At 49.6% G+C, this 26216-nt stretch carries 27 protein-coding genes and 2 tRNA genes; 17 read left to right on the top strand and 12 right to left on the bottom strand.

From position 1 onward, the window contains the following. Window positions 1–47: 47 nt before the first annotated feature. From tca_RS04015 to argC, 4 genes are all read right to left on the bottom strand, one after another. A complete protein-coding gene (locus tca_RS04015) occupies window positions 48–1259 on the bottom strand; it encodes a preprotein translocase subunit SecD (protein ID WP_286709174.1) in 1212 nt (403 codons plus the stop codon). Further along, entirely contained in the window at window positions 1256–2098 is an 843-nt protein-coding gene (locus tca_RS04010) for a protein translocase subunit SecF (RefSeq protein WP_115892509.1), read from the bottom strand. Before tca_RS04010 ends, tca_RS04015 begins: the two co-directional genes overlap by 4 nt. 33 nt (window positions 2099–2131) lie before the next feature. After that, the gene (locus tca_RS04005; RefSeq protein WP_048175524.1) at window positions 2132–2629 is read right to left on the bottom strand and encodes a flavodoxin; all 498 of its coding nucleotides are present in this window, start codon (window positions 2627–2629) and stop codon (window positions 2132–2134) included. A gap of 80 nt (window positions 2630–2709) precedes the next feature. Then, window positions 2710–3714: an N-acetyl-gamma-glutamyl-phosphate reductase gene (argC, locus tag tca_RS04000; RefSeq protein WP_048175523.1), complete on the bottom strand. Its 1005-nt coding sequence runs from the start codon at window positions 3712–3714 to the stop codon at window positions 2710–2712. Between the two features lie 238 nt (window positions 3715–3952). Here argC and tca_RS03995 point away from each other — a divergent pair, with 238 nt between their 5' ends. Next, on the top strand, window positions 3953–4804 hold the full coding sequence (locus tca_RS03995) for a transglutaminase family protein (RefSeq protein ID WP_286709173.1): 852 nt from the start codon (window positions 3953–3955) through the stop codon (window positions 4802–4804). A 66-nt stretch (window positions 4805–4870) separates the two neighbouring features. Here the strand turns inward: tca_RS03995 and tca_RS03990 are convergent, their stop codons facing one another. After that, complete coding sequence (locus tag tca_RS03990) at window positions 4871–5326, bottom strand: adenylyltransferase/cytidyltransferase family protein (RefSeq protein ID WP_173402630.1); 456 nt, start codon at window positions 5324–5326, stop codon at window positions 4871–4873. Window positions 5327–5348: 22 nt separating this feature from the next. Continuing rightward, entirely contained in the window at window positions 5349–6089 is a 741-nt protein-coding gene (gene hisA / locus tca_RS03985) for a 1-(5-phosphoribosyl)-5-[(5-phosphoribosylamino)methylideneamino]imidazole-4-carboxamide isomerase (RefSeq protein ID WP_048175521.1), read from the bottom strand. Window positions 6090–6215: 126 nt separating this feature from the next. On the opposite strand from hisA, the gene tca_RS03980 reads away from it, so the two are divergent. Beyond that, window positions 6216–6797 (top strand): V4R domain-containing protein, encoded by a 582-nt coding sequence (locus tag tca_RS03980; RefSeq protein ID WP_048175520.1) that lies wholly within the window; start codon window positions 6216–6218, stop codon window positions 6795–6797. Window positions 6798–6872: 75 nt separating this feature from the next. On the opposite strand, the gene tca_RS03975 is transcribed toward tca_RS03980, so the two are convergent. Next, window positions 6873–7784, bottom strand: coding sequence for a DMT family transporter (locus tca_RS03975; protein WP_048175519.1), 912 nt, complete (start codon window positions 7782–7784; stop codon window positions 6873–6875). Between the two features lie 187 nt (window positions 7785–7971). On the opposite strand from tca_RS03975, the gene truA reads away from it, so the two are divergent. The 8 genes from truA (at window position 7972) to tca_RS03935 (ending at window position 15793) form a co-directional block, all read left to right on the top strand. Beyond that, window positions 7972–8802, top strand: a complete 831-nt coding sequence (gene truA / locus tca_RS03970) for a tRNA pseudouridine(38-40) synthase TruA (protein ID WP_048175518.1) — start codon at window positions 7972–7974, stop codon at window positions 8800–8802. A gap of 238 nt (window positions 8803–9040) precedes the next feature. Beyond that, window positions 9041–10387 (top strand): DUF460 domain-containing protein, encoded by a 1347-nt coding sequence (locus tca_RS03965; RefSeq protein ID WP_084126187.1) that lies wholly within the window; start codon window positions 9041–9043, stop codon window positions 10385–10387. Between the two features lie 20 nt (window positions 10388–10407). After that, window positions 10408–11724 carry a non-hydrolyzing UDP-N-acetylglucosamine 2-epimerase gene (gene wecB, locus tca_RS03960; protein WP_286709172.1) on the top strand — a complete coding sequence of 439 codons (1317 nt, stop codon included), beginning with the start codon at window positions 10408–10410 and terminating at the stop codon, window positions 11722–11724. A 1-nt stretch (window position 11725) separates the two neighbouring features. Beyond that, on the top strand, window positions 11726–13021 hold the full coding sequence (locus tca_RS03955) for a nucleotide sugar dehydrogenase (RefSeq protein ID WP_286709171.1): 1296 nt from the start codon (window positions 11726–11728) through the stop codon (window positions 13019–13021). Next, window positions 13018–13380, top strand: a complete 363-nt coding sequence (locus tca_RS03950; RefSeq protein ID WP_286709170.1) for a hypothetical protein — start codon at window positions 13018–13020, stop codon at window positions 13378–13380. Before tca_RS03955 ends, tca_RS03950 begins: the two co-directional genes overlap by 4 nt. 24 nt (window positions 13381–13404) lie before the next feature. Then, window positions 13405–13992: an ATP-grasp domain-containing protein gene (locus tca_RS03945; protein ID WP_353681346.1), complete on the top strand. Its 588-nt coding sequence runs from the start codon at window positions 13405–13407 to the stop codon at window positions 13990–13992. A gap of 73 nt (window positions 13993–14065) precedes the next feature. Continuing rightward, window positions 14066–15094, top strand: a complete 1029-nt coding sequence (locus tca_RS03940; protein WP_048175514.1) for a hydantoinase/oxoprolinase family protein — start codon at window positions 14066–14068, stop codon at window positions 15092–15094. A gap of 33 nt (window positions 15095–15127) precedes the next feature. Further along, the gene (locus tca_RS03935) at window positions 15128–15793 is read left to right on the top strand and encodes a hypothetical protein (RefSeq protein WP_286709169.1); all 666 of its coding nucleotides are present in this window, start codon (window positions 15128–15130) and stop codon (window positions 15791–15793) included. 224 nt (window positions 15794–16017) lie between these two features. Here tca_RS03935 and tca_RS03930 read toward each other — a convergent pair whose 3' ends face one another. Beyond that, window positions 16018–16533, bottom strand: coding sequence for a CDP-2,3-bis-(O-geranylgeranyl)-sn-glycerol synthase (locus tca_RS03930; RefSeq protein ID WP_286709168.1), 516 nt, complete (start codon window positions 16531–16533; stop codon window positions 16018–16020). A 148-nt stretch (window positions 16534–16681) separates the two neighbouring features. Between tca_RS03930 and tes the strand changes: the two genes are divergently transcribed. The 6 genes from tes (at window position 16682) to tca_RS03900 (ending at window position 22339) form a co-directional block, all read left to right on the top strand. Further along, window positions 16682–18142, top strand: coding sequence for a tetraether lipid synthase Tes (gene tes / locus tca_RS03925; RefSeq protein ID WP_286709167.1), 1461 nt, complete (start codon window positions 16682–16684; stop codon window positions 18140–18142). 3 nt (window positions 18143–18145) lie between these two features. Continuing rightward, window positions 18146–19135, top strand: a complete 990-nt coding sequence (locus tag tca_RS03920) for a beta-ribofuranosylaminobenzene 5'-phosphate synthase (protein ID WP_286709166.1) — start codon at window positions 18146–18148, stop codon at window positions 19133–19135. A gap of 63 nt (window positions 19136–19198) precedes the next feature. Beyond that, window positions 19199–19711 carry a homoaconitase small subunit gene (hacB, locus tag tca_RS03915; RefSeq protein WP_048176587.1) on the top strand — a complete coding sequence of 171 codons (513 nt, stop codon included), beginning with the start codon at window positions 19199–19201 and terminating at the stop codon, window positions 19709–19711. Window positions 19712–19713: 2 nt separating this feature from the next. Beyond that, the gene (locus tag tca_RS03910) at window positions 19714–20322 is read left to right on the top strand and encodes an HVO_0476 family zinc finger protein (RefSeq protein WP_048175510.1); all 609 of its coding nucleotides are present in this window, start codon (window positions 19714–19716) and stop codon (window positions 20320–20322) included. A gap of 35 nt (window positions 20323–20357) precedes the next feature. Continuing rightward, complete coding sequence (locus tca_RS03905) at window positions 20358–21011, top strand: protein-L-isoaspartate O-methyltransferase (protein WP_286709165.1); 654 nt, start codon at window positions 20358–20360, stop codon at window positions 21009–21011. 53 nt (window positions 21012–21064) lie between these two features. Continuing rightward, window positions 21065–22339, top strand: coding sequence for a tRNA (N(6)-L-threonylcarbamoyladenosine(37)-C(2))-methylthiotransferase (locus tca_RS03900; protein ID WP_010876459.1), 1275 nt, complete (start codon window positions 21065–21067; stop codon window positions 22337–22339). A gap of 255 nt (window positions 22340–22594) precedes the next feature. On the opposite strand, the gene tca_RS03895 is transcribed toward tca_RS03900, so the two are convergent. Further along, window positions 22595–22667, bottom strand: a tRNA-Phe gene (locus tag tca_RS03895). Between the two features lie 4 nt (window positions 22668–22671). Continuing rightward, window positions 22672–22743, bottom strand: a tRNA-Val gene (locus tag tca_RS03890). 349 nt (window positions 22744–23092) lie between these two features. Between tca_RS03890 and tca_RS03885 the strand changes: the two genes are divergently transcribed. Beyond that, window positions 23093–25222: a PAS domain S-box protein gene (locus tag tca_RS03885; protein WP_286709164.1), complete on the top strand. Its 2130-nt coding sequence runs from the start codon at window positions 23093–23095 to the stop codon at window positions 25220–25222. A 59-nt stretch (window positions 25223–25281) separates the two neighbouring features. Here the strand turns inward: tca_RS03885 and tca_RS03880 are convergent, their stop codons facing one another. Together tca_RS03880 and hmtA1 are read right to left on the bottom strand one after the other, a co-directional pair. Beyond that, the gene (locus tca_RS03880; RefSeq protein ID WP_010876457.1) at window positions 25282–25773 is read right to left on the bottom strand and encodes a rubrerythrin family protein; all 492 of its coding nucleotides are present in this window, start codon (window positions 25771–25773) and stop codon (window positions 25282–25284) included. A gap of 169 nt (window positions 25774–25942) precedes the next feature. Next, the gene (hmtA1, locus tag tca_RS03875; RefSeq protein WP_010876456.1) at window positions 25943–26149 is read right to left on the bottom strand and encodes a histone HmtA1; all 207 of its coding nucleotides are present in this window, start codon (window positions 26147–26149) and stop codon (window positions 25943–25945) included. Window positions 26150–26216: the final 67 nt, after the last annotated feature.

Raw genomic sequence — 26216 nt, 5'->3', positions numbered from 1 at the left:
AATGGGGAAGGGACATCCCCTATTCCCCTTCACTGGTGAGGACCCTCCTATTTTCTTCCAGCAACGTTGAAGGTTTCAATGAACCTTGCATACACTGGTCTTGTGATGAAGACTCCTATGATGACTCCGAGGACCGTTGTGAATGCAAAGCCAGCAAGGAGACCTATACCTGTGGCACCCCTTGAAAAGCCTATGTATGCCAGTGGAAGCATTGCAGCTATGAGGGTACCTGCTGATGCGAATATTATGAAGAAGGCGTCCTTTATCCTGAACTTCCTCCTTGTTCTGCGGCCCTCACCCGAGAGGACCTCGTCTGTTATGATTATCTGGTCGTCCACCCCGGTACCTATCGCTGCCAGTATACCTGCTATGGCTGCAAGGTCGATGTTCCACCGGATAACAGCAGCCGCCCCCAGTATAAGCAGGAGCTCTGCGAGGGTTGTGAAAAATATTGGCAGGACGAGGATTGGGCTGCGGTACCTCACTATGAGTATCACCGCTATTGCCAGAACCGCGAGAAGCCCGGCGATCACTGCACCCTCTGCGAACTGTTTTCCGAGTTCAGGGGATACGCTGCTCACACCGACTATCTTAACCTTAACCGGCAGCGAACCTGATTTGAGGAGGGTCTCTATCTCCTTCGCCTGGACCTCGGCCTCTGCCTTGCTGTTCTCTGCCCCTGTTATCCTGACATCTGTGACCGGTTTTCCAGTGGCAACCTCGGCTGATATTTCAGGGGCTGTTATGAGGCGGTCGTCCAGGTACATCTTAACGGGTTCTCCTGCCTTGCCCCTGGCTGCCTCTGCGAACTTCCTGGCGCCATCTGTTGAGAGTCTGAATGGGACCTCCCATTCATTCCCGGTTATTATGGGGGGCTGGACGCTCACAATATCTGCGCCTGTGAGAACGGTCTCGTTACCTATCTTTGCCTCAAACTTACCGGGTTTACCAACTATATCTGCGACCTGGTCCGGCTGGACGCCAGCAATTTCAACTATAACGTTCTGGTCTCCACTTGCACGCACCTTCACATCCTTCACACCGAATATGTTGAGCCTCTTATCAAGTACACTGGTTACGGTGTTCATGGTGGCGGCATCAACCGGCCTTTCGAGCTGTATCTGTATGAGTGACCCTCCCTGAAGGTCAAGTCCCTGCTGAATACCCATGGTTGATATTGCAGTGACACTCGCCGCCACAAGGACTATGAGGAGTATCACCCTGTAATCCTTAAGAAACTTTGATACCTTCCTGTTCATGATCTAACCTCCAGGTACCACCTCAGAATTCCAAGGTTCATGAGCCATGTGGTCAGGATATCCGCCAGGAGCCCAATTATCAGGACTGCTGCTATATCACTCAGCACCCTGGCCTCGGGCATCACAAATACCGTCACAAGGTACAGCGCTGCCATTGATGCGATTGCAGCTATGGACATTGTAACACCCGTCTTCATGGCCCCCAGGGCCCTCTCGTTTATGGTCCCCTTCCTGCGTTTAAGGACCCTTGTGGTAAGGAGTATGTCTGTGTCCACGCTGTAACCTATGAGCATCAGTATCGCACCGACAGATGCCAGTGAGAGGGGTATGCCGAAGAGTGACATCCCACCCACGGCTATTATGATATCAGATGCTGCTGCGAGTATAACTGCCAGTGAGGGGACCGGGTCCCTGAATATTATGAAAACCGTCACCGACATGAAGAGGAATGCGAAGCCAATGGCCCAGTAGATCTGGTTCATGGCCTGTTTGCTCAGAACAGGACCGACTGCCTTGTAACTGTTGATGGTTGCGGTACCCCTGAGGGCTTCACTCACCTTCACAACATCCATGTCTGTACCGAACTGTACCGTCGCCCTTTCCCCCCTTATGGAGAGGACCTTAATGTCTCCTGTGCCCAGTTTCTCCCTGAGGAGGGATTCCAGTTCGGCCTGGGTAACGCTCTTCTCGAGGGTCAGCTCTGCAAGGGCTCCACCCTTGAGGTCCACGCTCTCGTTGAGTCCATTGAAGACAACGAGAAGTAGCGCAATTACAGTTATGGCTGCTGGTATGGCTATGAGTGGCCTGTATGACTTTAAAATGCGGTCAATCAAGACGATCACCTTTAAAGTTTGTCCTATCTGTCAAATAGATCACCTGGCTTCGTATATCTTCAGGTCCTTCTCATTGATTATTCTGAGGGTATCCTCCCTCACCTGGATGAGTTCTTTGCCCGCGGTTTTCTGGATGAAGAAATTTATTATCCTTCCTCCCCGTGCCCCTATCTTCTCTGCCATTCGCTCTATCGCACCCTCACCGCCCTGCCGGCTCATGGTGGTGAAAAGTATCACGTCCTTCCCAAGGAAATCCACCCTGTCTATGAGTGTTATTATTGCGGGGGAGGGTTTACCTGCCCAGGTGGGTGTTCCAAGGTATACAAGGTCGTAACCTGAGAGGTCGACCTTTTCGGGCTTGATGGGTGTCTTTGACTCTCGAAGTGCATCTATGGATGATCTGAAACTGCTCATGAATCCTTTTCTATCATCAAGGTCCCTGATCTCGATAAGATCAGCATCCAGTTCCTCTGCAAGGGTCCTTGCAACCATTGCAGTGTTCCCGCTGCGAGAATAATAAATTACACACGTTTTCATCATATCACTCGGCTTCGTCACCTAGGGATGGGATTTGATGGCATCATATATATTTCTGTCCATTTAATAACGGTGCTCTGCTATGGGTACATCCCGGGGAAATCAAGACCCTCGACCTCCCTGAACCCGAACATTATGTTCATGTTCTGGATGGCCTGACCGGATGCGCCCTTCACAAGGTTGTCTATGGCTGATACTATAACAGCCCTCTGATTATCATCAACCTCGAAGCATCCGATGTGGCAGAAGTTGGAGCCCCTGACTGCACTGAGCCCAGGGATACCCTCAACAACCCTTACAAAGGGTTCTCCATCATAGAATCCCCTGAATATGTCTGCGATTTCGCCCTGTTTCAGGTCCTCAAGGAGGAAGGTGTGGGCTGTTGTAAGGATGCCCCTTGTCACCGGGACGAGGTGGGGGGTGAAGCTGAGCCTCACAGGATTCAGCCTTGAGAGTTCCTGCCTTATCTCCGGTGTGTGCCTGTGGCCTGTTACATTGTAGGGGATTACATTATCACTGCAGTGAGGGTAATGGGTCAGGGCTGTTGGCTTAACACCCGCACCACTCACCCCGGTCTTCGAATCAATTATGAATGTGTCTGCAATCTTCTCATATACCAGGGGGAGACATGCGAGTATTGCACCCGTCGGGAAACAGCCAGGATTTGCCACAAGATCTGCGGAGGCTATCTCCTCCCTGTGTATCTCAGGAAGACCATAAACCGCGTCGAGGGGGCTTTCGTGTTCGATTCCATACCATTCCTCATAGGTTTCAGTGTCATCAAAGCGGTAGTCACCGCTGAGGTCCACCACCCTTATACCCCTCTCTATAAGCTGGGGGACGATCTTCATTGAGGCCCCGTGGGGGGTGGCTGTGAAGACAAGGTCCGCGTCTATTTCCCCGGCACCGACGTCCTCAAACTTCAGGTCAGTGTCCTGGAGGTGTGGATGCACCCTCGACACGGGGACACCACTGTACTGCCTCGATGTGGCTGAGACCACCTCCACCTCCCTGTGGTTCTCGAGGAGTCGCAGCAGTTCACCTCCAGTGTATCCACTGGCTCCGATAATACCCACACTTATCATCTTGATCACCTTAATTGACTTGACTGTGATAATTACTTTGGTGAACTGATTTAATAAGGTGTTATGGTTTAGATGCCTTAACTGATATGATAATCCAGTGCTGTCGGCCAACTCTAATAACTCTGTGACGGCGGTACGCCTCCCACAATATATGTCTATCACTGACCCAGGTCATGGCCACCAAAATTTATAAGTATTTCATGGACAACCTTTAACTGTCCATGGGGATATCTTTCCCATGAATGGAGGCGGTAAAATTAAGCGTCACTCGATACTTGCATTACTGCTGCTTCTCGGAGTAGTGGTACTGCCCGCTGGAGATGTGAATGCAGCTGAATCAAATCTAACATCCAGTACAACCGGAAACACAAGTGCTGCATATACAAAGGCATCAGCATCGACCACAGTGAACTACACCTACCATGAATACGTCCCCTATAAGGTGCGGGTGAAGGTATCCTACCTTAAGCCCTACAGGGTGAAGGTTAAAAAGGCCACCAGGACCTACTACTACCGGAAGGGGAAATACAGGGTCCGTTACACCTATGCCTACACCTATGTGACCCGGTACAAAAAGACCTACCGCTGGGTTACCGAGACACGATACAGAAAGGTTACAAGGGTCGGATACGCAGAGCTCTCTGATTATCTGAAGGAAACCGATAACTGCCAGGTTTCGGATGAGGAGATCTCTTCTCTGAGCAGTAACCTCACATCAGGCTGTAACTCAACCTATGATAAGGCGGTAAGGATCTTTAACTGGGTCCGTGACAGCATAGACTACAGTTTCTACTACAATACACGTAAAGGCGCCGTTGGTACACTCCACAGTGGATCAGCAAATTGCTGCGACCATACACACCTTCTTGTTGCCCTTGCAAGGGCGGCAGGTATACCCGCGAGGTACATGCATGGTAACTGTGTATTCAGGAGTGGTAACACCTATGGACACGTCTGGGGACAGCTGTACGTCAATGGAAGATGGTATGACGCCGATGCAACAAGTTTCTCAAATTCCCTGGGAACAGTGAATAACTGGGACAGGTCCAGTGCATTTATAAAGGGCGTTTACGCAGAGCTACCATTCTGATCTTCAAAAATAATTTATTTTTTTATTTTCCAGCTGAAAAATCAATGCACTATCTCTGCTTTACCATCAACAGTTTTTAAGTGAGTCCTCGTCGAATTCCATGCTGCGGATCCTTTTAATTATCTTGCAGGTGCTGTCAAGTTCGGAGTCTCTGTATTTCTTTATCCTCCTGACCTCACATCCAAGGCCCCTTCTCCTGAGCTCATCACGCAGCTCATCAACATCAAACTTCTGATCGGGGCCAATGGCGATGATGTCAGGTTTTATACGGTGCACTATCTCAAACATGTCGGTCTCACTGCCAAGGTAGGCCTCATCAACAGGCTTCAGCATCCTGACAACCTCAAGCCTCTGTTTCTCACCGACTATGGGGGTCCTCTTGCGGGCCCTGACTGTGGAGTCCCTTGCAAGGACAACCACCAGCCTGGCGTCCTTCCCACCAAGTTTCCTGGCCTCCTCAAGGAAGAACCCGTGTCCGGGGTGTATTATGTCAAAGGTGCCTGTTGCCATAACTGTCTTCATTTTATCATCCTGCTGAAGGTGTTCATTTAAGGTCCTGATATTTGAGGGCCTCGGTGAGGTCTATGAGGCCCCTGTAGATGGCTGATCCTATAACGACCCCCATTACACCGGTCCCCTGCAGCATCCTCAGGTCATTCAGGCTGCTAACACCCCCGGAGTAGATTACAGGTATCTCAACTGCCTCCACAAGTTCACTCACGGGTTTCAGGTCAAATCCTGAGAGAAGACCCTCGAAGTCCACGTTGGTAAAGAGTATGCTACCAGCTCCCCTCTCCTGGAATTTCCTGCCCATCTCCTCTGCTGTGAAGGGGACCTTCTCTGTCCATCCCCTTATAACAACCTGTGAGTCCCTGCTATCAAGTGAGACCATTATGCGTTCCGATCCGTATTCACCTGCAAGTTCCTCAACGATGGCAGGGTTTTCTATGGCCATGGTGCCCAGTATAACCCTCTCAAAGCCCATATCAAGGAGTTTCCCTGCATATTCTCTACTCCTTATACCTCCACCTATCTGGAGGGGCACTGAAACCCTCTCTGTGATCTCCTTCAGTATACCTGTATTCTTCTCAAGACCAAGGGCCCCATCAAGGTCCACGACATGGATTGTTTCAGCCCCCAGGGATTCCCACCTTCCGGCAACTCCGGCAGGATCATCAAGCACGACCTGCTCTGTCCCGGGTTTTCCCTGAACAAGCTGAACACATTTTCCATCCTTTATATCCACGGCCGGTATTATAAGCATTCTGTCCTTCTGAAAGCTCATTTTATCACTGCTGCCAATACGCTCCTGTTTTGGGTTTTTCTGATGAAGATATTTAAAGGTTCCTTTCCATCTCCTTGAAGATATTTAAGTATCCCCGGATATAAATGAAGGTGAAGGTGGTGTGCCATGGAGAATATCGGGGCCATCATTGACGAATACCGGAGAACCACAGACGATGAGATAATGAGTGAAAGAAATGGAATCGGTCCCAGAGAGCCCATTAAGGATAATATAGAACTTAAAGACATTTTTAGGCCGGAGAGAATGTTCTTCTCCCGATTTGAAGACGATGGGAGTTACGTCGCAAGCTTCCGCATGGGACACTTCAACATTCCTGATATAATTTCAGGTTCAGCAGCCGGTGTTTCCTACATCGGAGGTCTTAATCTTGGAAGGGCCCTCATATCTGAGGGTCTGGCTGAGGACATCCACTCACTCGCAGAGCTCATGCTTGACCAGAAACTGGGCATTCTTGATATCGTCTCTGAATGGGAGGATGATGGATACCTGAGGATGGATGTGAGGGTCTATGAGTGCATTGAATGTGCAGGCCTTCCAAACATAGGGCGCCCAATATGCTTCTTTGAGGCTGGTATAATTGCCGGAGCCCTCTCTGAGATACTTGGCTGTGATGTGGATGCATATGAGAGGCGCTGCTGGACCAATGGTTACTCCTTCTGCCAGTTTGATGTGAGGGCCAGGGTATAGAGATCAGATTCATTTCTCTTCACTTTTTTCAGGGGGCACTGATTTTATTACATTTCAGTTTTCCAGGACATAATCTTACTTACCGTTCCCGTAGAGTATGAAGACCCCTGTGAGCATCACAATCCCTGAAATTCCCTGCATGATCGAGAATGGCTCTCTGAGGATTATAAATGCGAATATTGCCCCGAAAAGGGATGATAATGGAAAGAGGGCTCCGACCATGGAAGCACCTATCTCCCTTATTGCGATGTAGATGAGTATGAAGGAGCAGCCAATGCTGAAGACTGAAACCCCGAGTGCATAGGGGAGCATTTCAAGGGGAAGTTCAGTGTTTATACCGAGAATAAGCATGATGATAAGGAGTACAAAGCCCCCAACAGAGCTTTTAACCCCGGATATAAATATAAGGTCCCTTTTTCTGCTTAAAAACTTGCTCAGGACGGTGTCAAGGCTCCAGAAGAACGCTGCCGCCATCACAAGAAAATTTCCGGTAACAGCAACGTTCTGTAGAATGGTACTGAAATCACCCTCAGTTAAGAGGTACACAGCACCCAGTATGATGAGGACTATCCCCATGAAATCCTTCAGCTGAAGGGTCTCCCCGAATATGAGGTAGCCCAGTAAAATAATGAAGAGAACCTCAACGTTCAGTATGAGTGATGCGTTAACCGCTGTGGTATCCCCCAGTCCCGTGAGGAAGAGGAGAGGTGCTATCACAGTACTCAGGAGTGCTGTAAGAAGAAGAATCAGGTAATCATTTCTTTTTATTCTGGCCTCGCTTTCACCTTTTCTGTTTATGGCATTAAGGACATGCTCCCGGAGGGGGGTCTCCCTTATCAAGAAGAGGAAGATCCCGGCAATTATGTAGGTGTAGGCCCCGATGGTCACGGGATGCATGCTGGAGAGCATTATCTTATCAAGTGTTGCAGAGATACCAAAGAAAATCGTTGCAGTTATAATACTGATATAACCCCACAGTCTGCGCATATATGCACCTTCCTCAGGATACCCACACATAGATATGGTGGTGGGTATAAGATATAAGTGATGACCCACTAAATAAAGGATTACCCGGCAGACCTTGAAGCTCACCGGGATAACTCAACATCTGAGAAATTTATATTACTTCTTCTAACTACAGGTTTCTCTTATCTCCACCACACCAGGTGATCCTATGAGGAAGATAGCTCTGAAGGTTGCATACATAGGTACAAATTATCACGGATTCCAGAGACAGCCAGACGTCCCAACAGTTGAGGGAAAACTCCTGGAGGCCCTGGAGGGGGCAGGTATCATTGAGGATCCAAAAAAGGCACGATTCCAGATAGCCGGCAGAACCGACAGGGGCGTCCATGCACTTGGAAATTTTGTGAGCTTTTTCACAGAGGAGGATATTCATGTGAACCAGATCAACGACCTCCTTCCCCGGGATATACGGGTTCTCGCGTGGGCATCGGTCATGTACCCCTTCAAGGTAAGATACCCTCTGGAGAGGCACTACAGGTACATACTGCACCGGGAGGAGTCCATGGATACAGATTCAATGGCCGAGGCAGCAGCCCACTTCAGGGGGACCCATGACTTCAGCAACTTCTCAAGGAGGAGAGACAGGGACCCCGTGAGAAGGATAAATGATGTCAGGATATCCGAGGTCGGTGATTCCATCATCATCGATGTCTACGGTGAGAGTTTCCTCTGGCAGATGGTTCGTAAGATGGTCAGGGCTCTCTTAATGGTATCTGAAGGGGAGCTTGCTCCTGATGACATGGCCGGGCTCCTGGATACTGACCGGAGGGTGTTTCTGGAGCCCATGCCCCCCGAGAACCTCATCCTCATGGATCTCAAATATGGGGTTAAGATAAAACTCAGGCATGATGAATATGCGTTTAAACGGTTCATATCCCTGCTTGAAGAGGAATTCCGGTTGTACCGGGAGATGAGCCTGGTAAGGAGAGCTATGAGTGATCACCTGAGGGATCTGCAGGAACATGAGCTGACTGACTGATTAAGAAGCAGCCATCACCGGTCTGCCACTTTGGCCACATATTCTCTGGATCCAGGGTGTTCTTGCTCTATCATCCGGTGTGTTTCGTCCCTGTGGCTCCGTTACATCCGTGTCATCAGCCGGAGTGGTCAGCATCCCCATGAGGTGCCAGTGGAGTAGCTCGTTGAACCGGTGTCATCCAGGGCATACCCTGAATTCATCAAAAACTGTAAGTAATTATAAATATACAGTTACACTGATGGATACAGTTCTGGAGGATCATAATCTGCATAAGAGGAAAAAGTCAGGGGTGGAGATAAAGCCCCTCACGATAGCCGGTATTGACCCGGGTCACACAGTCGGCCTTGCCCTGGTTGACCTTGAGGGAAGACTCCTCCACCTTGGAAGCATGAAGGAGGCGGCAAGGTCCGATATAATTGAAAGGATAATCGAACACGGAAAACCTGTTATAGTGGCATCGGACGTCCACCCAGCCCCCAGCGCAGTGAAAAGGATAGCTTCAATGCTCAATGCAAGGCTCTACACACCTGAAAGGGTCATGACCATATCCTTCAAGAATGAACTGGTATCGGATTTTCTGAGGGAAACAGATTTCACACCTGAAAACTCACATGAAAGGGACGCCCTGGCAGCTGCCGTGAAGGCCTACAGGCATTATGAGATGAAGCTGAAACAGATAGAAAGAAAGACCAGCGAAACCGGTATGAGCCCCTCTGATACCCTGAGGGTCAAGGGCCTTGTGATAATGGGAAAACCCATCGCAGAGGCAATAAGGGCAGTGAAGGGTGAAGAAGAATCTGAAGCCATGGAAATTTCAGAAAAGGAGTCTCATGGCGACGAATATGATGTTGAGAAGCTCAGGAGGACCATCAGGGCCCAGCGGTCAAGGCTAAGAAACCAGGGATCAACCATTGAAAGGTTGAAGAGAGAGAAGAAGTCCCTCCTGGAGAAGATAAGGGAGCTGGAGGATGAGAAGTCAAGGCTCGAGAAAAAACTTGAAAGGATCCAGTATGAGTATTCAAAGGATCTGCTTTTAAACAGAGAACTTTCACACAAATTAAAGGTTATAGAGAAGCTTCAGAGGAAATACGCAGATGAAAAATCCCGCAGGGAGGCACTTGAAAGGGACCTTGACTCCCTCCTCCAGATAAGGGACATGGAGTCCTCCGGCGACACCACACCCATCAAGATCATAGAAACCTTCACAAGGGATGGAATACGGAGGGCCTGCTCCAGATGGAAAATAAAGACTGGAGACGTGCTGCTTCTCAGGAGCTCGGAAGGAGGTGGTTCACAGACCGCAAGAATACTCCTGGATCTGGGGCCAAGGGCAATAATAACTGAGGATAAGATGTCCCACCAGGCCCTTGAGGTATTTGAGGGGGCGGAGGTGCCCGTTATACCGGTCAGATCACTCCATATAAGGGTACATGATGATTTCGGGTCAGTTAAAACTCAAGATTTAAATAGAGAAATAAAAAAATGGAAACACAGATTAAATGAAAAAAGGAAGAAGAAAGAAGAAGAGGAGCTCCTCAAGGTAATAACCGAATACAGGGCTCAGCGAAGAAGGAATCATAAATGAGACTCTTTTAAGTGGTTAACATGAAGATTGCGATTATTTTAGGGACAAGGCCAGAGATAATCAAGATGGCTCCTGTTATAGATGAGATAAGGAAGCGTGGCATGGAATTTGCACTGATACACACCGGTCAGCACTATGACCATGAGATGTCTGATCAGTTCTTCATTGACCTTGAACTCCCGGCACCCCACCACAACATAGGTGTGGGCTCAGGGAGTCACGGGGCCATGACCGCCGAGATGCTCAGGGGTCTGGAGGAAGTGCTCTTAAGGGAGGAACCGGATATTGTAATGGTCCAGGGGGATACCAATGCCGTCCTTGCAGGGGCACTGGCAGCGGTCAAACTCCACATACCGGTTGGACATGTCGAGGCCGGTTTGAGGTCCTTTGACAGGACCATGCCCGAGGAGATAAACAGGATGGTTGCAGATGTCTGCTCAAAACTCTACTACGTCCCAACAGAGGAATCAGCCATCAACCTCCTCATGGAGGGCGTGGATCCAGAGATGATCCTTGTCACAGGAAACACTGTGGTGGACGCCTGCCTCAGGAACATTGAGATAGCATCAAGGAAATCGGACATCCTCTCAGAGTTCTCAGAGGATGACAGAATTGTCGCCCTGACGCTTCACCGGGCAGAGAACGTGGACAACCCCGAGAGGCTCAGATCAATAATAGACGCCATACTTGAACTTGAGGAATTCAGGATAGTCTTCCCGGTCCATCCAAGAACCCGGAAGAACCTTGAAAGATTTGGACTCTACAGAATGCTCCAGGATGCGGCCCACGTCACACTCATGAAACCAATGGGCTACCTTGACTTCCTTCTTCTTCTTTCAAATTCATTCATGGTACTCACAGATTCAGGGGGACTCCAGGAGGAGGCAATAACCTTCAACGTACCCTGCCTGACCCTCAGGTACAACACAGAACGCCCCGAGACAGTTGAGGCGGGGGGCAATATCCTTGTGGGCGCCGACAGGGAGATGATAACCGGGACGGCGAGGAGGCTCCTCGAGGACCCCGATTTCAGGAGGAGGATGATGGAGGCAGAGAACCCCTACGGGGATGGTCATGCCTCAGAGAGGATAATTGAAGAAACCCTCCGTCTCCACAGGGAGGGTAAACTTGGAATGGAAGCCCCTGAGGAGGTTATGTCCATACCATCAAGGAGACTGATACACGTTGAGGAGGATATAACCGTCTCGGACCTGGCTGAGAGGGAGGACGTATCTGTGAGGATGGTCTACTCTGCAGGCGAAATTCTCTTCCCGGCTCCTGACCTCAACCTCAGGGGACTGGATGTTCTCATAGAATCAGGGTCCAGGAGGAACTGATATGGATGATCAGAGGATAGCAGTATTTGGTCTTGGACACATAGGTCTTCCAACAGCGGCACTATTCGCAAGGGCCGGCTTTAAGGTAACAGGGGTTGACATAAACCCTGAAACAGTGGAGAAGGTTAACATAGGAAGGTCACCCGTCCTTGAACCGGGCCTTGATGAACTGGTGGCCGAGGTCGTTGGGACAGGTAATCTGGGGGCCACCATGGACGGTGAGAGGGCTGCAGCGGAATCAGAGGTCATGATAATTGTTGTGCCAACACCGGTCAACAGTGACAACACATCAGATCTATCTGCAGTGATATCTGCAGCCGAAACAATCTCCAGGGGCCTTAAAAAGGGGGACCTTGTGATAGTGGAGAGCACAGTACCCCCGGGGGCCTGTCAGAACGTGGTGCTCCCCATACTGGAGAAAACAGGTCTTAAGGTCTCAGAGGACTTTGGACTCGCCTACACCCCTGAGAGGGCACTGCCCAACAACACCCTCCATGAAATGCAGAACAATGCAAGGGTAATAGGGGGTGCTGACCCTGAAAGCGCCCGGAGGGCCGCTGAACTCTACAGGAGGATGACATCCGGTGAGGTAATAGTCGTGGATGACCTCATGACAGCCGAGATGGTTAAACTGATGGAGAACACCTACAGGGACACCAACATAGCCCTTGCCAATGAGCTTGCGGTTATATGTGAGGCCCTTGGCATAGACGCCATAAACGCCATCGAGGCAGCAAACCACCATCCACGGGTGAACATACACACACCGGGTCCGGGTGTCGGCGGCCACTGCCTCTCAATAGACCCCTACTTCATAGTGGAGATGGCGGAGAGTAAGGGTGTGCCTGCAAGGCTAATAAGGACGGCCAGGGAGGTAAATGAGTCCATGCCCCTGCACGTCCTTGAAATCGTGAGGGAAACTCTTGAATCCAGGGGTAAGACCCTCGAGGGTTCAAATGTGGGGATTCTCGGGGTTGCCTACAAGGGTGATGTGGCTGATGCAAGGGAGACACCGACAAGGCCGCTGGTCGCAGCCCTTCTCTCTGAGGGAGCCAGGGTCCTGGTGAACGACCCCCATGTCAGTCCTGAAATCATAAGGGGGATGGGTGTTGAACCGGTCTCCCTTGAGGAGGCCCTTAACTCTGATTGCGTGGTCCTCATGACAGACCACACAGAGTACCTTGAGATAACACCCGAGATGATCCCTGGCGGGATATTCATATGCACCAGGCCCGTCATGGACCCTGAGAGGTTCAGGGCCAGGGGTATAACATTCAGGGGTGTGGGCCGTCCTTGAAGCTCCTTATCTTTGAATATGCCACCGCCTCAGGTATAGACGACCCTGAAATATTCCTTGAAGGACGATCAATGCTGGAGGCCCTCCTTGCAGATTTCAGAGACTTTGATGTTGAGTTCCTCCTCTCTGAGAGGTTTGCAGATATGGACATCGGGGCGGGCTTCAGACCATCCAGCATAGGTGATCTGGATGAATGGCTCCAGGAGAATCTTAAGGGATTTGATGCATGCATGTTCATCGCAGCAGAGGAGGGTATGGAGCTCTACAGGCTCACCCGCATCATTGAGAAATCAGGGGTGCTGCTCCTTGGTTCATCAGGGGATGCCGTGATGACATGTTCAGATAAGAGGCTGACATAGAGGGCCCTTGATGGAAAGGTCCCCATCATCGGGACCTATGAACCTGAAGAGATCGTTGATGTCCCTTCAAGGCTCATAGTGAAACCTGCCGACGGGGTCGCCTGTCAGGGTATAAGGATCCTTGAACCAGGGGATGTGCCTGATTTATCAGGAGACCTGATCATACAGGACTTCATTGAGGGTGAGAGTGTGAGTGTGAGCCTCCTATCCGACGGTGAGAGGGCACTCCCCCTGAGCCTCAACAGGCAGGACATCATCATGGCTGGCAGTGAACTGGAATACAGTGGTGGTAGCGCACCGGTGGATCATGAGATGAGGGAGGATGCATTCACCGTCGCCAGGAGGGCCGTGGAGTCCATTCCAGGTTTAAGGGGATATGTCGGCGTTGACCTAATACTTGCAGATGAGCCCTACGTTGTTGAGATAAACTCCAGGATCACAACGCCATACATAGGGCTCAGGAGGGTTGCGGAGGCGAACCTTGGCCACCTCATACTCGAATCTGTCCTTGGAAGACTCCCTTCTGGTGTTAAATTCAATGGCACAGCATCCTTCAGGAAGGGCACCGATGGGATGGTTGTGGAGGTCAATGAAGGTTTCAGGGGATACTGATCTGTACTGTTGATTCGCTGCATATAATTCTCTATTTACTCTACTTGATTCAGGATTATGGAGATGAAGTTTCATGAAGATTGCAGGATTTGATATTGGAGGAGCAAACACCGACATGGCCATAATAGACTTTGGCTCTGACGGAGACATGAAGGAGGTGAGGGTTGATTTCAGGTACCTCCCGATGTGGCTCAGAAAGGACGAACTTGCAGAGACACTCCTCGAGATGGTGGGCGATGACCTTCATGAACTTGAGGGTGTGGGTGTATGCATGACAGCTGAACTGGTGGACGCATACCCCAGCAAGGCTGCCGGTGTTGCCGATATAATTGACAGGGTGGAGGGGGCCTTCGATGTTCCAGTTGCATACGTGAGTCTCTCAGGGATGGTCGATGCATCAGAGGCCCTCGGAGACCCCATGAACATAGCGGCAGCCAACTGGGTTGCAACATCCCAGATAGCATCTGCAATGAGCAGTGACTGCATAATGGTTGATGTTGGAAGTACCACAACAGATATAATACCTGTAAAGGATGGCTTCGAGGCTGCAAGGGGTAGGAATGACCTTGAAAGGCTTTCAACAGGGGAACTGGTATACACAGGGACACTCCGGACCAACGTGGCCACCATAGTTGACAGGGTGCCCCTCCAGGATAAATGGTTCAGGGTTTCATCTGAACTCTTCGCAGTCACCGCAGACGTCCACAGGGTACTGGGAAACATCAGGGAATCAGATTACACATGCAGCACACCCGATGGGGCCGGGAAATCGGTGGAGGAGTGCATGCTGAGGATAGCCAGGGTTCTATGCGCTGACCTTGAACTCCTCAGTCCAGGTGATGTGCTTGACGTTGCAGAGTACATCTACCACCAGCAGATCCTCAAGATAGCCGAGGGCATAGCCGAGGTTTCAGAACGTGAGGGCCTCGAGGAGGTTGTTACAACGGGTCTCGGGATGAAGATACTGGCAAAGAGGGCTGCAGAGGTCCTTGAACTGGAGTGCAGGACCATGGATGAATTCTTAACTGAGGAAGAGTGTGTGGTGGCACCTGCAGTGGGCACAGCACTCCTCATGGAGGACTATCTCCAGGCCCAGGGATGATGAAGACTTAAAATATGAGACGAAGCTGGTTCCATGAGGTTAAGGATTGTTCTTGCAGCCATTGTGGCGGTCCTTGTTACCACAGTCGTGGTACTGAACCTCTCTGAGCATTCAACCATAGGCTCGGATTCAAGGGGGTACGTGACGAGGGACATCTACGCCCACTATGGTGAGCAGAGTGTAAAGATAGCCATTGTAACTGGCATACATCCAAGGGAAGAGGTATCGATAGCCCCTGTTCAGTGGGCTGGACGTGTATTTGCCCTGCTCCCGGTGGAGGTTATAATCTACAGCATCAACGTTGAGGACAGTCCACAGGATTATTCAAGGGGAAGAGCCAATGGTGAGGGTCTTGCAGCCACCTACATCCTCCCTGATATAAAGAGGTCAGACTATGACCTCGTTGTAATTGCACACGCCCATAAACCTGGCTACGGTGAGGGATTCTATGTAGCAACCCCCCAGATGGACAGGGCATCCGTGGAGATCGCTGAAAGGGTTAAGGAGGATGGATTCAACTATTACCCGGTCTCGGGCAGGGCTAAATACAGAAGCTCATCAGGGAGGCTCTTCTCAAGGCCCCTGGCAGCTGCAGGGTACCAAACGCTCGTCTATGAGGTCCCTGAGTGGTCATCACCCCTTGAGGTGTTTTTCATGACCATCAAGCTCCTAAGGAGTAGCAGTTCCCTTCTCTCCTGATGCATGGAGGACCGTGGAACCGTCAAGATAAATTAGTGAGATGGTTTTATGTGTATTGAAGAGGTGGGCTGAAAACATGGTCCTCTTTACCCTGCTTCTGTGTGCATGATTCAAGAAAGAAATAAATCCTGAAATGGGCATTTTTTCCTGTCCCTGAAAAGATCACAGGACGCCCCTTCAGCACCCTCTCAGGAAACCCATTATTTTATCGGTTATTCATTCCATCAGTACCAGACGTCCTTCATACCTAGGAGGTAGGCGATTATGTTGGCTGAGAGATGAAGAACCAGTGTAATAAGCATTATGAGGATTATGTAATCAATGGGTGGCACAACAATGGGGGATACCAGTATCAGGGCTCCGAAGACGAAATCGAGCTGGTCAAGAATTGGTGCGGGCCTGCCCCTATCTATCTTAAGCCTTCTTTTGATGAAACTGCCCGCAGCATCACCCATAAGTGCTCCGAATCCGAGAAAAAGCCCTGTGATGGCGCCAGTCATTATTGAACCTGAAAGGAGGCCCTGAATTACTCCCACCACCAAACCGACGAAGGTACCAGCGGCGGTACCCCTCCAGGTCACACCATCACCTATGAGGCGCCGCCCATCAGCGAAGGTTGTCCCCATATCAAGGGGCTTACCCCCACCAAAGACGAGACCACTTATATTTGCCATATATGCGGGTAACATAAAGTATATTACATAGAGAACATCTATAATATTGATAATATCGGTATTCAACTGTACACCTCGCAAAGATTTTAAGACCCCACGAGAGTGGGTTAGATTTAAAGAAGAGGATACATGGATAATTTCAAGGATCAGATATATAACATTTGCCGATGAATTGATCAATGCATTTTAACATCCAGATTAACAGGTGACTGTTGTGGTAATAAAAAAAACTAGGAGTCTCTGCCCTGAATGCCTCAGACCGGTTGATGCGGAGGTCTTTGAGGACGAGGGCAGGGTTCTAATAAGGAAGGAATGCCCGGAACATGGAAAATTTGAAAATGTTTACTGGAGCAATTCCAAGGTCTACCATAAGGCGGAAGATTTTGATGAGGAAGGTGAGGGCCTCCTGAATCCACAGACAGACCCCATGAAGGGATGTCCACTGGACTGTGGGCTCTGCCCTGAACATGAAAGCCACACTGTTCTTGGTCTTATTGATGTCACCAATCGATGCAATCTTAAATGTCCCATCTGTTTTGCCAATGCAGCAGTGTCCAACTACCTCTATGAACCAACCTATGAAGAGATAAGGGAGATGCTGCGAAATCTCCGCAGAAACAGGCCGGTTCCAACACCTGCGATTCAGTATGCAGGGGGTGAGCCCACCGTCAGGAAGGACATAGTTGACCTGGTGAAACTTGCAAGGGAGGAGGGCTTCACCCATGTGCAGATAGCCACCAACGGTGTCAGACTGGCGCGTAAACCTGAACTTGCAGCTGAACTCAGGGAGGCAGGTCTCAACACGGTTTACCTCCAGTTCGATGGTGTCACAGAGGAACCATATATTACATCCAGAGGTAAAAACCTCCTCCCCATAAAACTGCAGGCAATAGAGAACTGTAGAAAGGTTGGTCTTGGCATTGTCCTTGTGCCAACACTGGTGAGGGGGCTGAACGACAACCAGGTTGGGGACATCATAAGGTTCGCAATTGACAACATTGACATAATAAGGGGCGTTAACTTCCAGCCAGTCTCCTTCGCAGGAAGAACCCCCGCCGACAGGGTCGAGGAACAGCGCATAACGATACCAGACTTCCAGAAACTGGTGGAGGAACAGACAGGCTCAGAGATATCCATGGATGACTTCTACCCTGCATCATCTGTCCGCCCGATATCTGACTTCGTGGCTGCCATTGAGGGAGAACCCCAGTGCGGGACAGCAACCTACATATTCATAGAGGACGGTAAGATAATTCCAATAACAAGGTTCATCGATGTCGACAGGTTCTTTGAGGTCCTCGAGAAGGGTAAGGATGAAATCGAGGAGGGAGGAATAGCTGCAAAGGCAAAGGTGATTGCAAGATCAGCAATAGAACTCCCGAAAACCCTGGATAAATCAGAGGCCCCGGAATCAGTGGATATAAAGAGAATAATCACATCCATATTCAAGGAGAGGTCCTACACCGCCCTCGGTGAGTTCCACTACAACACCCTACTTATATCATGCATGCACTTCATGGACCCATGGAACTTTGACATCGACAGGGTCAGGAGGTGCGTCATACACTACGCCCTCCCAGACGGTCGTATAGTCCCCTTCTGCACAATGAATTCGATACACCGGGCAGATGTTGAAAGGCACTTTGCAAAGCCCCTTAATGAATCAAAGGATTAAGGAGTGGTAATTGAATTGATCATAAACACACCATCCAGACTCCACCTGACCCTCATAGACCTTAACGGTGAGAGGGGCCGCCTTGACGGTGGAGTCGGGATCACACTCAATGAACCCGAACTTGTAGTGGGCCTTGAGGCCTCAGATGATATGGGAGTTGAATTCACCTCTCATGCTGAAGGGAAGCTAAGGGAGGAATACAGGTCAAAGATAATGGAGGCTGCAACGAGAACCCTCAAGCACATAGGGAGTGATGAAAAGTTTCATTTCACCGTAAGAAGCATGTTCCCTGCCCACTCTGGTCTGGGTTCAGGGACCCAGTTGTCCCTTGCAACGGCAAGACTCGTAGCAGAGTACCATGGAATGAAGTTCACTGCAAGGGAACTCGCACACATTGTGGGAAGGGGAGGAACCTCGGGTATAGGGGTGGCGTCCTTTGAGGATGGAGGATTCATAGTGGATGCAGGCCACAGCAGCAGGGAGAAGTCAGACTTCCTGCCATCATCTGCCTCAAGTGCCTCACCACCGCCAGTCATTGCAAGGTATGATTTTCCTGAGGAGTGGAACATCATAATAGCCATCCCTGAAATCGACAGATCCGTTTCAGGGAGAAGGGAGGTTAACATATTCCAGGAGTACTGCCCCATCCCTCTGCGTGACGTTGAGAGGCTCTCCCACATAATACTCATGAAGATGATGCCCGCTATCCTTGAGGGGGACATAGAGGCCTTCGGAGAGTCGGTCAACGAGATACAGGGCACCGGATTCAAGAGAATCGAAAGGGAACTCCAGGACCCACTCATCGACAGGATAATAGATTCGATGATATCTGCAGGGGCTCCAGGTGCAGGTATGAGTTCCTTTGGACCTGCGGTCTACTCGGTCACCGATGAAAAACCGGGAAATGTGGCTGGAGCCGTGGCCGAGACCATGGGTCCCGGCAGGATAATAGTAACAGGGGGCCGCAACAGGGGAGCTTTCATGATAAAATGAAGCCCCGAGCTGACTGATGATGTTTTCATGGACCAGATAGAACACGAGGTTAAGGGAGATACAATGGAAGGAATCATAAGAGGAAGAGTATGGAGATTCGGTGACAACGTGGATACAGATATGATTATACCGGGCCGTTACCTGAGGACCTTCAGTCTGGATGAACTGGCCTCCCATGTGATGGAGGGTGCAAGACCCGAATTTGCCTCTCAGGTCAGGAAGGGAGACATTATCGTCGCCGGACGCAACTTCGGCTGCGGATCATCAAGGGAACAGGCCCCTGTCGCCCTGAAACATGCAGGTGTGGTTGCAATAATAGCCGAATCCTTTGCAAGGATATTCTACAGAAACGCCATAAACATAGGGTTACCTGTTATAATGGCGAAGGTGGAGGCTGATGACGGGGATGAAGTATCCGTCGATCTGAGAAGCGGCCAGATCAGGAACCTCACAGCAGGCAGTGAATACCGGATGAAACCCTTCAATGAGTACATGCTATCAATCCTCGAGGACGGTGGACTCGTGAATCACTACCTCAAAACAATCAATACTGGCATATCAGGAGATGAGGGGTAGAGATGCAGTGCCCTATCTGTGGATCAGGATCATTCAGGGTCCTGAAGAGCAGAACCGATGAGTCAAGGGCGAGGAAGATAAAGCACCTTGTACTTGAATGCGAGGAATGTGGAACGGTTTTCAGGGACAGCATCGTCATTGAAAAGCCCCGGAGCCACAGGATAGTGGTCAGTGAGCACGGGAAATCCTACCGGGATGAGGTGAAACTGTACCCTGGTGAGGAGCTATCTGCAGGTGACGCCATCACCGTTTCAGGCAAACTGGTTGAGGTGACCTCCCTTGAACTCAAAGGTGGTAAGAGGGTTGATAGGGCCACTGCAGACGATATCGAGACGGTATGGGCAGTTTCACTTGAGGCACCTGCACGTGTCGGTGTCTCGGTTGACCTCCATGGTGAGGTCTACTCAAGGAAGGTTGAGATCGACAGGGATTTCATCTTCAGGGTTGGTGACGTCCTGAAAATCGGTGAACACGTCTTCAGGATAAAGAGCATGAAGACAGGGGACAGGATGATAAGGAGGGGCTCAGCACCCGCACACAACATTAAGAGGATCTACGGAGTCCCGGTTAATATGAGGTTCACCCATGACCTGACAGACAGGGTGGTGTGATCCCGGGCTTTCGGGGACTGATCTGCTGTGGTCACATGATGGATGAGAGAAGGAGAATGGTTCAGGACCTCATGGAGAGGGGATACATAAAATCTGAGGCCGTCAGGAGGGCCATGGAGAGGGTGCCCAGGGAGGAGTTTGTCCCTGAGGATGAGAGGCACAGGGCCTACATGGACATGCCACTCCCCATAGGTGAGGGTCAGACAATATCGGCACCCCACATGGTTGCCATGATAGCTGAGATCCTTGACCTTGAACCCGGGATGAAGGTCCTTGAGATAGGCACCGGCTGTGGCTACAATGCAGCTGTTATAGCTGAAATCATAGGACCCGAGGGACACCTCTACACCATTGAAAGGATAGGGAGCCTCTATGAAAGGGCCCGCAGAAAACTCAGAAGCCTTGGATACGATAACATAACGGTCATACACGGTGATGGCAGCCAGGGATTCGCTGATGAGGCACCGTACAGCAGGATATACGTGACTGCAGCGGCACCATACATCCCGGATCCCCTCATGAAGCAGCTGGAGATAGGGGGAAAACTTTTAATACCCGTGGGTTCTGATAAATTCTATCAGGAACTGGTTCTGGTTGAGAGGACCTCCGCCGACGATTACAGGTCCAGAAATCTCGGCGGGGTCGCCTTCGTCCCGCTGATAGGGAAGCATGGATGGAAATTCCACTGAACTGGAGACCACAAATCCATTTTTTCAGGTTAACATTTAAAGAGTGATTTCCAATGGATGGTATCAGGGTTTATATAGAGACATTTGGATGCACATTCAACCAGGCAGACTCTGAGATCATGGCAGGCGTCCTCAGGGAGGAGGGTGCTGTGCTCACAGGAATCGATGATGCTGACGTCATAATTATCAACACATGCTATGTTAAGCATCCCACGGAGCACAAGGTTATAAACAGGATAAAGAAGATACAGGAGACCTACCCTGAGAAGGGTCTCGTTGTGGCTGGCTGCATGGTCGAAATAGACCCCTCTAAACTTGAAGCCATCTCGGGAGATGCATCATGGCTTGGGCCACACCAGCTGAGAAGGGCGCCGCAGGCTGTCAGGGCCGCCAGTAATGGTCTGGTTGAGCGCATAACCGGATTCACGTCAGATGTGAAGGTGAAGGTCCCAAGGGTCAGGTCAAATCCCCTTATACACATCATACCGATATGTGAGGGGTGCAATGGTAGCTGCAGTTACTGCTGCACCCGGTTTGCCAGGGGAAGAATCCAGAGTTATCCATCGGACCTCATCATCAGTGAGGCAAGGGAGGCAGTGGCCAGTGGCTGCAGGGAGATACAGCTCACAGCACAGGACACAGCCGCCTATGGGGTGGATACCGGCGAAAAGCTATCAGACATCATAAAGGGGATATCAGGGATCCCCGGGAATTTCAGGATACGTGTGGGTATGATGCACCCTGCAAGCGTCCTCAGGGATCTTGATGGACTTGTTGAGGCATTCAAATCAGAGAAGGTCTACAGCTTCCTTCATCTCCCGGTGCAGAGTGGCAGTGATAGTGTACTCGCAGATATGGAGAGGGGACACACAGTGGATGAGTTCCGGATGATTGTTGAAAGGTTCAGGTCAGAGATCCCCGACATATCCATCGCAACGGACATAATCGTTGGCTACCCCACAGAGGAGCGGGAGGACTTCATGGATACATGCAGCCTCCTGGAGGAGGTTAAACCCAGCTTCATACACCTCTCAAAGTACCGGCACCGCCCACGTGCCAGGTCATCTTCACTCGATGAGATAGACTTCAGGGAACTCCGCAGACGTTCCAGGGCCCTTGAGGAACTCAAGATGAGGATAACTGAGGAGGAAAACAGACGGCTGGTGGGTTCATTCCAGGAGATACTCGTTGTTGAGAGGGGAAGGAAGGGGGGTTTCATTGGAAGGACGGGTTCGTACATCCCGGTTGTTACAGAAACCGGTGAGCCAGGGTCCTTCAGGAGGGTCAGGATAAGGGATGCCACAGGGACATACCTCCTGGCTGATTAGAATCCCTCATTCAATGGATTCTGCGGCCCTCTCCTGACTGATTTTTTTTTAAATGATAGTTTTTCAGTGATTAAGCATATGCTTTGGATCTTCTCACGAGACCATCGCAAAAATAGAAGATGAACTCGATCTCCGATAAACACAGATAAGCTGGTCACAGAACCTGGTTTTTAAGAGTCAGTTGATAAGTAGATTGATATAAATTAATTTTTTAGGGCCTCAAAAAATTACTCAAAATATAGAGGTGGTTATAAGTGCCGTGGGCCGGACTTGAACCAGCGACATCCAGATCTTCAGTCTGGCGTTCTCCCAACTGAACTACCACGGCATGATGGGCCGGACGAGATTCGAACTCGTGATCACCTCCGTGTCAGGGAGGTATCATACCCCTAGACCACCGGCCCGTGTTCCTTCTAAAATATGGAAGTGGTCATATATAACCTTTTCCCTTCATGGGGAGTGATCCGATGATAAAGACACCCTTTATGCCTGTAAAGGGTGGGGTGGACACATTAGCTCAACTGGAGTTCCTGCAGCAATACGATTTTGAATTGGAGCGTTGAAGATTCATTTATTCCATCAGATTCTGTTAGATATTCAATGGTAATGTCTGTTCATGGAACAATTTAAGCTAATGTTAACTTTGATGGTTTAACTTTAAGTACAACCTTGTGAATAATGTAGCTTAAAAACCATAAACACATCTAACATCATCATCTGATTAAGCTGGTACACTTTGATGGGGGATGTTTCTTGACCTACAAGAGTCTTCCTGTTGCAGAAAAGATACAATCATACTGGAATAGAAGAGCCCGGCTGGTAATTGTCACATCATTCACCATACTCTGCGCAGCAGCCACCATCTACTTTCACATGATCCTCGGCGTTGAGATAGTATTCACCCACCTATTTTACATACCCATGGTATTCGCTGCGGTATGGTTCGGGAGAAGGTCCTTCATAGTGACGGCCTTTCTTGGCACCGTGCTCCTTGTGACTCATGCCCTCGCATCCCTCGGTGGATTCCAGGATGATGTCATGCGTCTGTCTGTGATGTTCTTTGTGAATGCCATCACCGTGATCCTATCAGAGTCCATTGGGGAATCAGAGGAGGCACTGGCAGAGAGTGAGGAGAAATACAGGACAATAGTCGAATCTGCAAGGGACGCCATAATAACCGTTGATGGGAATGGGAGTATTGTATCATGGAACAGTGCAGCGGAGAAGATATTTGGTTACAGAGCAGCTGAAATGATGGGTAGGCACATCGACACCATAATCACGGAGGAAAACCTTGAAAAACACGATTTCAACAGGATTATTGACAGAGAAATTTCCATCATGGTAACAGATGTTGAGGGTGTACGGAAGGATGGAACAAGGGTGCCGCTGGAGATATCTGTCTTCAGCTGGAATTATATGGATGAAAAATTTATAACAGCCGTCATAAGGGATGTAACGGAAAGAAAAATGGCAGAAAATGCCTTGATTGAAAGTGAAAGGAAATTCAGAGCGGTTTTCGATGGAGTTGAGGACATAATAACCATCGTGGAGATCAGGGAAAATGGTCTTCCCGGTAAATATATTGAGGTTAACAGGGCGGCAGTTGAAAAGCTGGGCTATTCCAGGGATGAACTCCTCAGGATGACACCTGCTGATATGGGGGTGAGCAGGGAACAGTCATATGATATCATAAAAAACCTCCTCAGAAGTGGGAAGGTGACATTCAACAGAACCTATATCTCCAGGGATGGCAGGAGGATACCTGTTGAGGTTAACTCAAGGCTACTTGAACTTGGAGAGATGAAGGTGGCTGTATCGGTTGCAAGGGATATAACCCAGAGACTGGAGAACGAAAGGAGACTGCGGGAGAGTGAGGAGAAATACAGATCCCTATTTGACCTTTCACCAGAATACATACTCCTCCTGGATCCTGAGGATGGGAGGATACTTGATGTGAACTCAACCCTCGCCGGGACCCTTGGAATTCCATCAGAGGAACTGAGGGGAAGATCCATCTATGAACTGGAATTCCTTTCTGATGATGTTAAGACGGAATTCAGGTCCAAAATTGAAGTGATAGAGAGGGATGGCACTCTGGAACCCTATGAGATGGTCCTTACAGATCCATATGGAAGGGAATACACCGTGAGGATATACAACAAGCTCATACACGCAGAGGGAAGGGAATGCCTCCTGATTGTATTAAATGACATCTCTGACCTCAAGAGGACCCAGAGCATGCTTGAGAAGTCCCTTGCTGAGAAGGAACTTCTCCTCAAGGAGATCCACCACAGAGTCAAGAACAACCTCATGATAATATCAAGCCTCCTCAGCCTCCAGTCCCGACAGGCCAAGGACAGGGAGACCATGGATCTTTTCAGGGAGAGCGAAAACAGGACCCGGTCCATGGTCCTGATCCATGAGCGACTTTACCGTTCAGAGGATCTGAAGAACATTGACCTTGCAGAATACCTGGGCAGACTCGCATCAGAGATATTCAGGAGTTACTCTGCAGATTCACGTATCCGGCTGAAGCTGGAGATAGATGAATTAAAGGTTGATGTGGAGACTGCTGTCCCCCTGGGCCTCATAGTCAATGAACTTTTAACAAATGCTGTGAAGCATGCATTCCCGGATGGGGAGGGCACGGTAACGGTTTCCCTCAGGAAGAGGAACGGCACGGTTACCCTTGAGGTCAGTGATGATGGCGCAGGTTTTCCAGAGGATATTGACTGGGAGAGCAGCCCATCACTCGGACTGCAGCTTGTAAGAAGCCTCACTGAACAGATCGATGGGAAGGTCGAGATGATTTCAGATGGGGGGACAACATTCAGGATAACATTTACAGAGAAGGGTCTGGTCCTCAATAATTCTGGTTAGGGCATTAATACAAAGTTTCTGTGCCTTTAATCTGCTGCGGCATAAAAGAAAGGTTTAGGTTAATCTATCTTTTTGAACTCGTCCTTTGGAGCTCCACAGATAGGGCACCTTGAAGGAGCCTCGCCCTCAACGGTGTTACCGCACCAGTTGCAGACGTAGTAGTCCACCTCAACGTTACTTCCAAGGTTCTCCAGGGCTTTCTTGTACAGCTCTGCATGGATCTTTTCAACCCTGTTTGCAACGTCGAAGCTCCAGCGGGCCTGTTCATGACCTTCGGCTTCGGCCTCCTCAATGAAACCAGGGTACATATCCTCGAATTCAGCTGTTTCTCCCTCTATTGCCTCCCTGAGGTTCTCCTCGGTACTCCTGACAGCATCCATGGCATCAAGGTGGTTCATCGCATGGACGGTCTCTGCCGCCGCGGCTGCACGGAAGAGCTTTGCGACCTGGTGGTATCCCTCTTCATCTGCCTTCTTTGCAAAGGCAAGATACTTTCTGTTTGCCTGGGACTCCCCTGCAAAGGCTTCCTTCAGGTTATCCATTGTTGACATAAAAAATCACCTCACTGCTTATACCAGTAATAATATATTATCATCAGTTATATATCTTTATTGCAGATACAGAAGGGACTGGAGATACAATCAGGAAGCAGAGGCCCTAAAATTAGATTAAAATTTGCAGTGTCCCTAAAAATAAATAAATAGTAGTAATAAGACCTAATTATAACTGTTTAGCGGCCATTTCTATGTCTGTGGCTTTAACAGTTTTTCTGCCGGCGTGTTTTGCAAGTTCAACGGCTTTGCGTGAGATTTCTTCACCCATTTCTTCAAGGGCCTTTGCTAAAGCCTCTTTTGCATCATCACTTATTCTCTGGGCACCGGCATTTTTTATTATTCTACCTACTGGTGCAATTGGTAATTCAGCCATAATTTCACCTCCAAATTAAGCTGGTACGCTCTAATATTTAAATTTATTGGTTACGGGTGATTAATGG

Source organism: Methanothermobacter sp. EMTCatA1 (genome assembly GCF_002356395.1).
In the GTDB taxonomy this organism is placed as follows: Archaea; Methanobacteriota; Methanobacteria; order Methanobacteriales; family Methanothermobacteraceae; genus Methanothermobacter; species Methanothermobacter thermautotrophicus.
The sequence above is the reverse complement of the archived record's forward strand: the minus strand, read 5'-3'. Positions and strand labels throughout refer to the sequence as shown.

Coding starts and splice junctions, on each gene's coding strand:
- tca_RS03975 (WP_048175519.1), bottom strand. CDS start 7,784: ATGCGCAGACTGTGGGGTTATATCAGTATTATAACTGCAACGATTTTC.
- tca_RS03980 (WP_048175520.1), top strand. CDS start 6,216: ATGGAGAATATCGGGGCCATCATTGACGAATACCGGAGAACCACAGAC.
- tca_RS04005 (WP_048175524.1), bottom strand. CDS start 2,629: ATGAAAACGTGTGTAATTTATTATTCTCGCAGCGGGAACACTGCAATG.
- wecB (WP_286709172.1), top strand. CDS start 10,408: ATGAAGATTGCGATTATTTTAGGGACAAGGCCAGAGATAATCAAGATG.
- hacB (WP_048176587.1), top strand. CDS start 19,199: ATGGAAGGAATCATAAGAGGAAGAGTATGGAGATTCGGTGACAACGTG.
- tca_RS03940 (WP_048175514.1), top strand. CDS start 14,066: ATGAAGATTGCAGGATTTGATATTGGAGGAGCAAACACCGACATGGCC.
- tca_RS03955 (WP_286709171.1), top strand. CDS start 11,726: ATGGATGATCAGAGGATAGCAGTATTTGGTCTTGGACACATAGGTCTT.
- tca_RS03900 (WP_010876459.1), top strand. CDS start 21,065: ATGGATGGTATCAGGGTTTATATAGAGACATTTGGATGCACATTCAAC.
- tca_RS03935 (WP_286709169.1), top strand. CDS start 15,128: ATGAGGTTAAGGATTGTTCTTGCAGCCATTGTGGCGGTCCTTGTTACC.
- hmtA1 (WP_010876456.1), bottom strand. CDS start 26,149: ATGGCTGAATTACCAATTGCACCAGTAGGTAGAATAATAAAAAATGCC.
- tca_RS03880 (WP_010876457.1), bottom strand. CDS start 25,773: ATGTCAACAATGGATAACCTGAAGGAAGCCTTTGCAGGGGAGTCCCAG.
- tca_RS03990 (WP_173402630.1), bottom strand. CDS start 5,326: ATGAAGACAGTTATGGCAACAGGCACCTTTGACATAATACACCCCGGA.
- tca_RS03905 (WP_286709165.1), top strand. CDS start 20,358: ATGATGGATGAGAGAAGGAGAATGGTTCAGGACCTCATGGAGAGGGGA.
- tca_RS03965 (WP_084126187.1), top strand. CDS start 9,041: ATGGATACAGTTCTGGAGGATCATAATCTGCATAAGAGGAAAAAGTCA.
- tca_RS03995 (WP_286709173.1), top strand. CDS start 3,953: ATGAATGGAGGCGGTAAAATTAAGCGTCACTCGATACTTGCATTACTG.
- hisA (WP_048175521.1), bottom strand. CDS start 6,089: ATGAGCTTTCAGAAGGACAGAATGCTTATAATACCGGCCGTGGATATA.
- tca_RS04015 (WP_286709174.1), bottom strand. CDS start 1,259: ATGAACAGGAAGGTATCAAAGTTTCTTAAGGATTACAGGGTGATACTC.
- argC (WP_048175523.1), bottom strand. CDS start 3,714: ATGATAAGTGTGGGTATTATCGGAGCCAGTGGATACACTGGAGGTGAA.
- tca_RS03910 (WP_048175510.1), top strand. CDS start 19,714: ATGCAGTGCCCTATCTGTGGATCAGGATCATTCAGGGTCCTGAAGAGC.
- truA (WP_048175518.1), top strand. CDS start 7,972: ATGAGGAAGATAGCTCTGAAGGTTGCATACATAGGTACAAATTATCAC.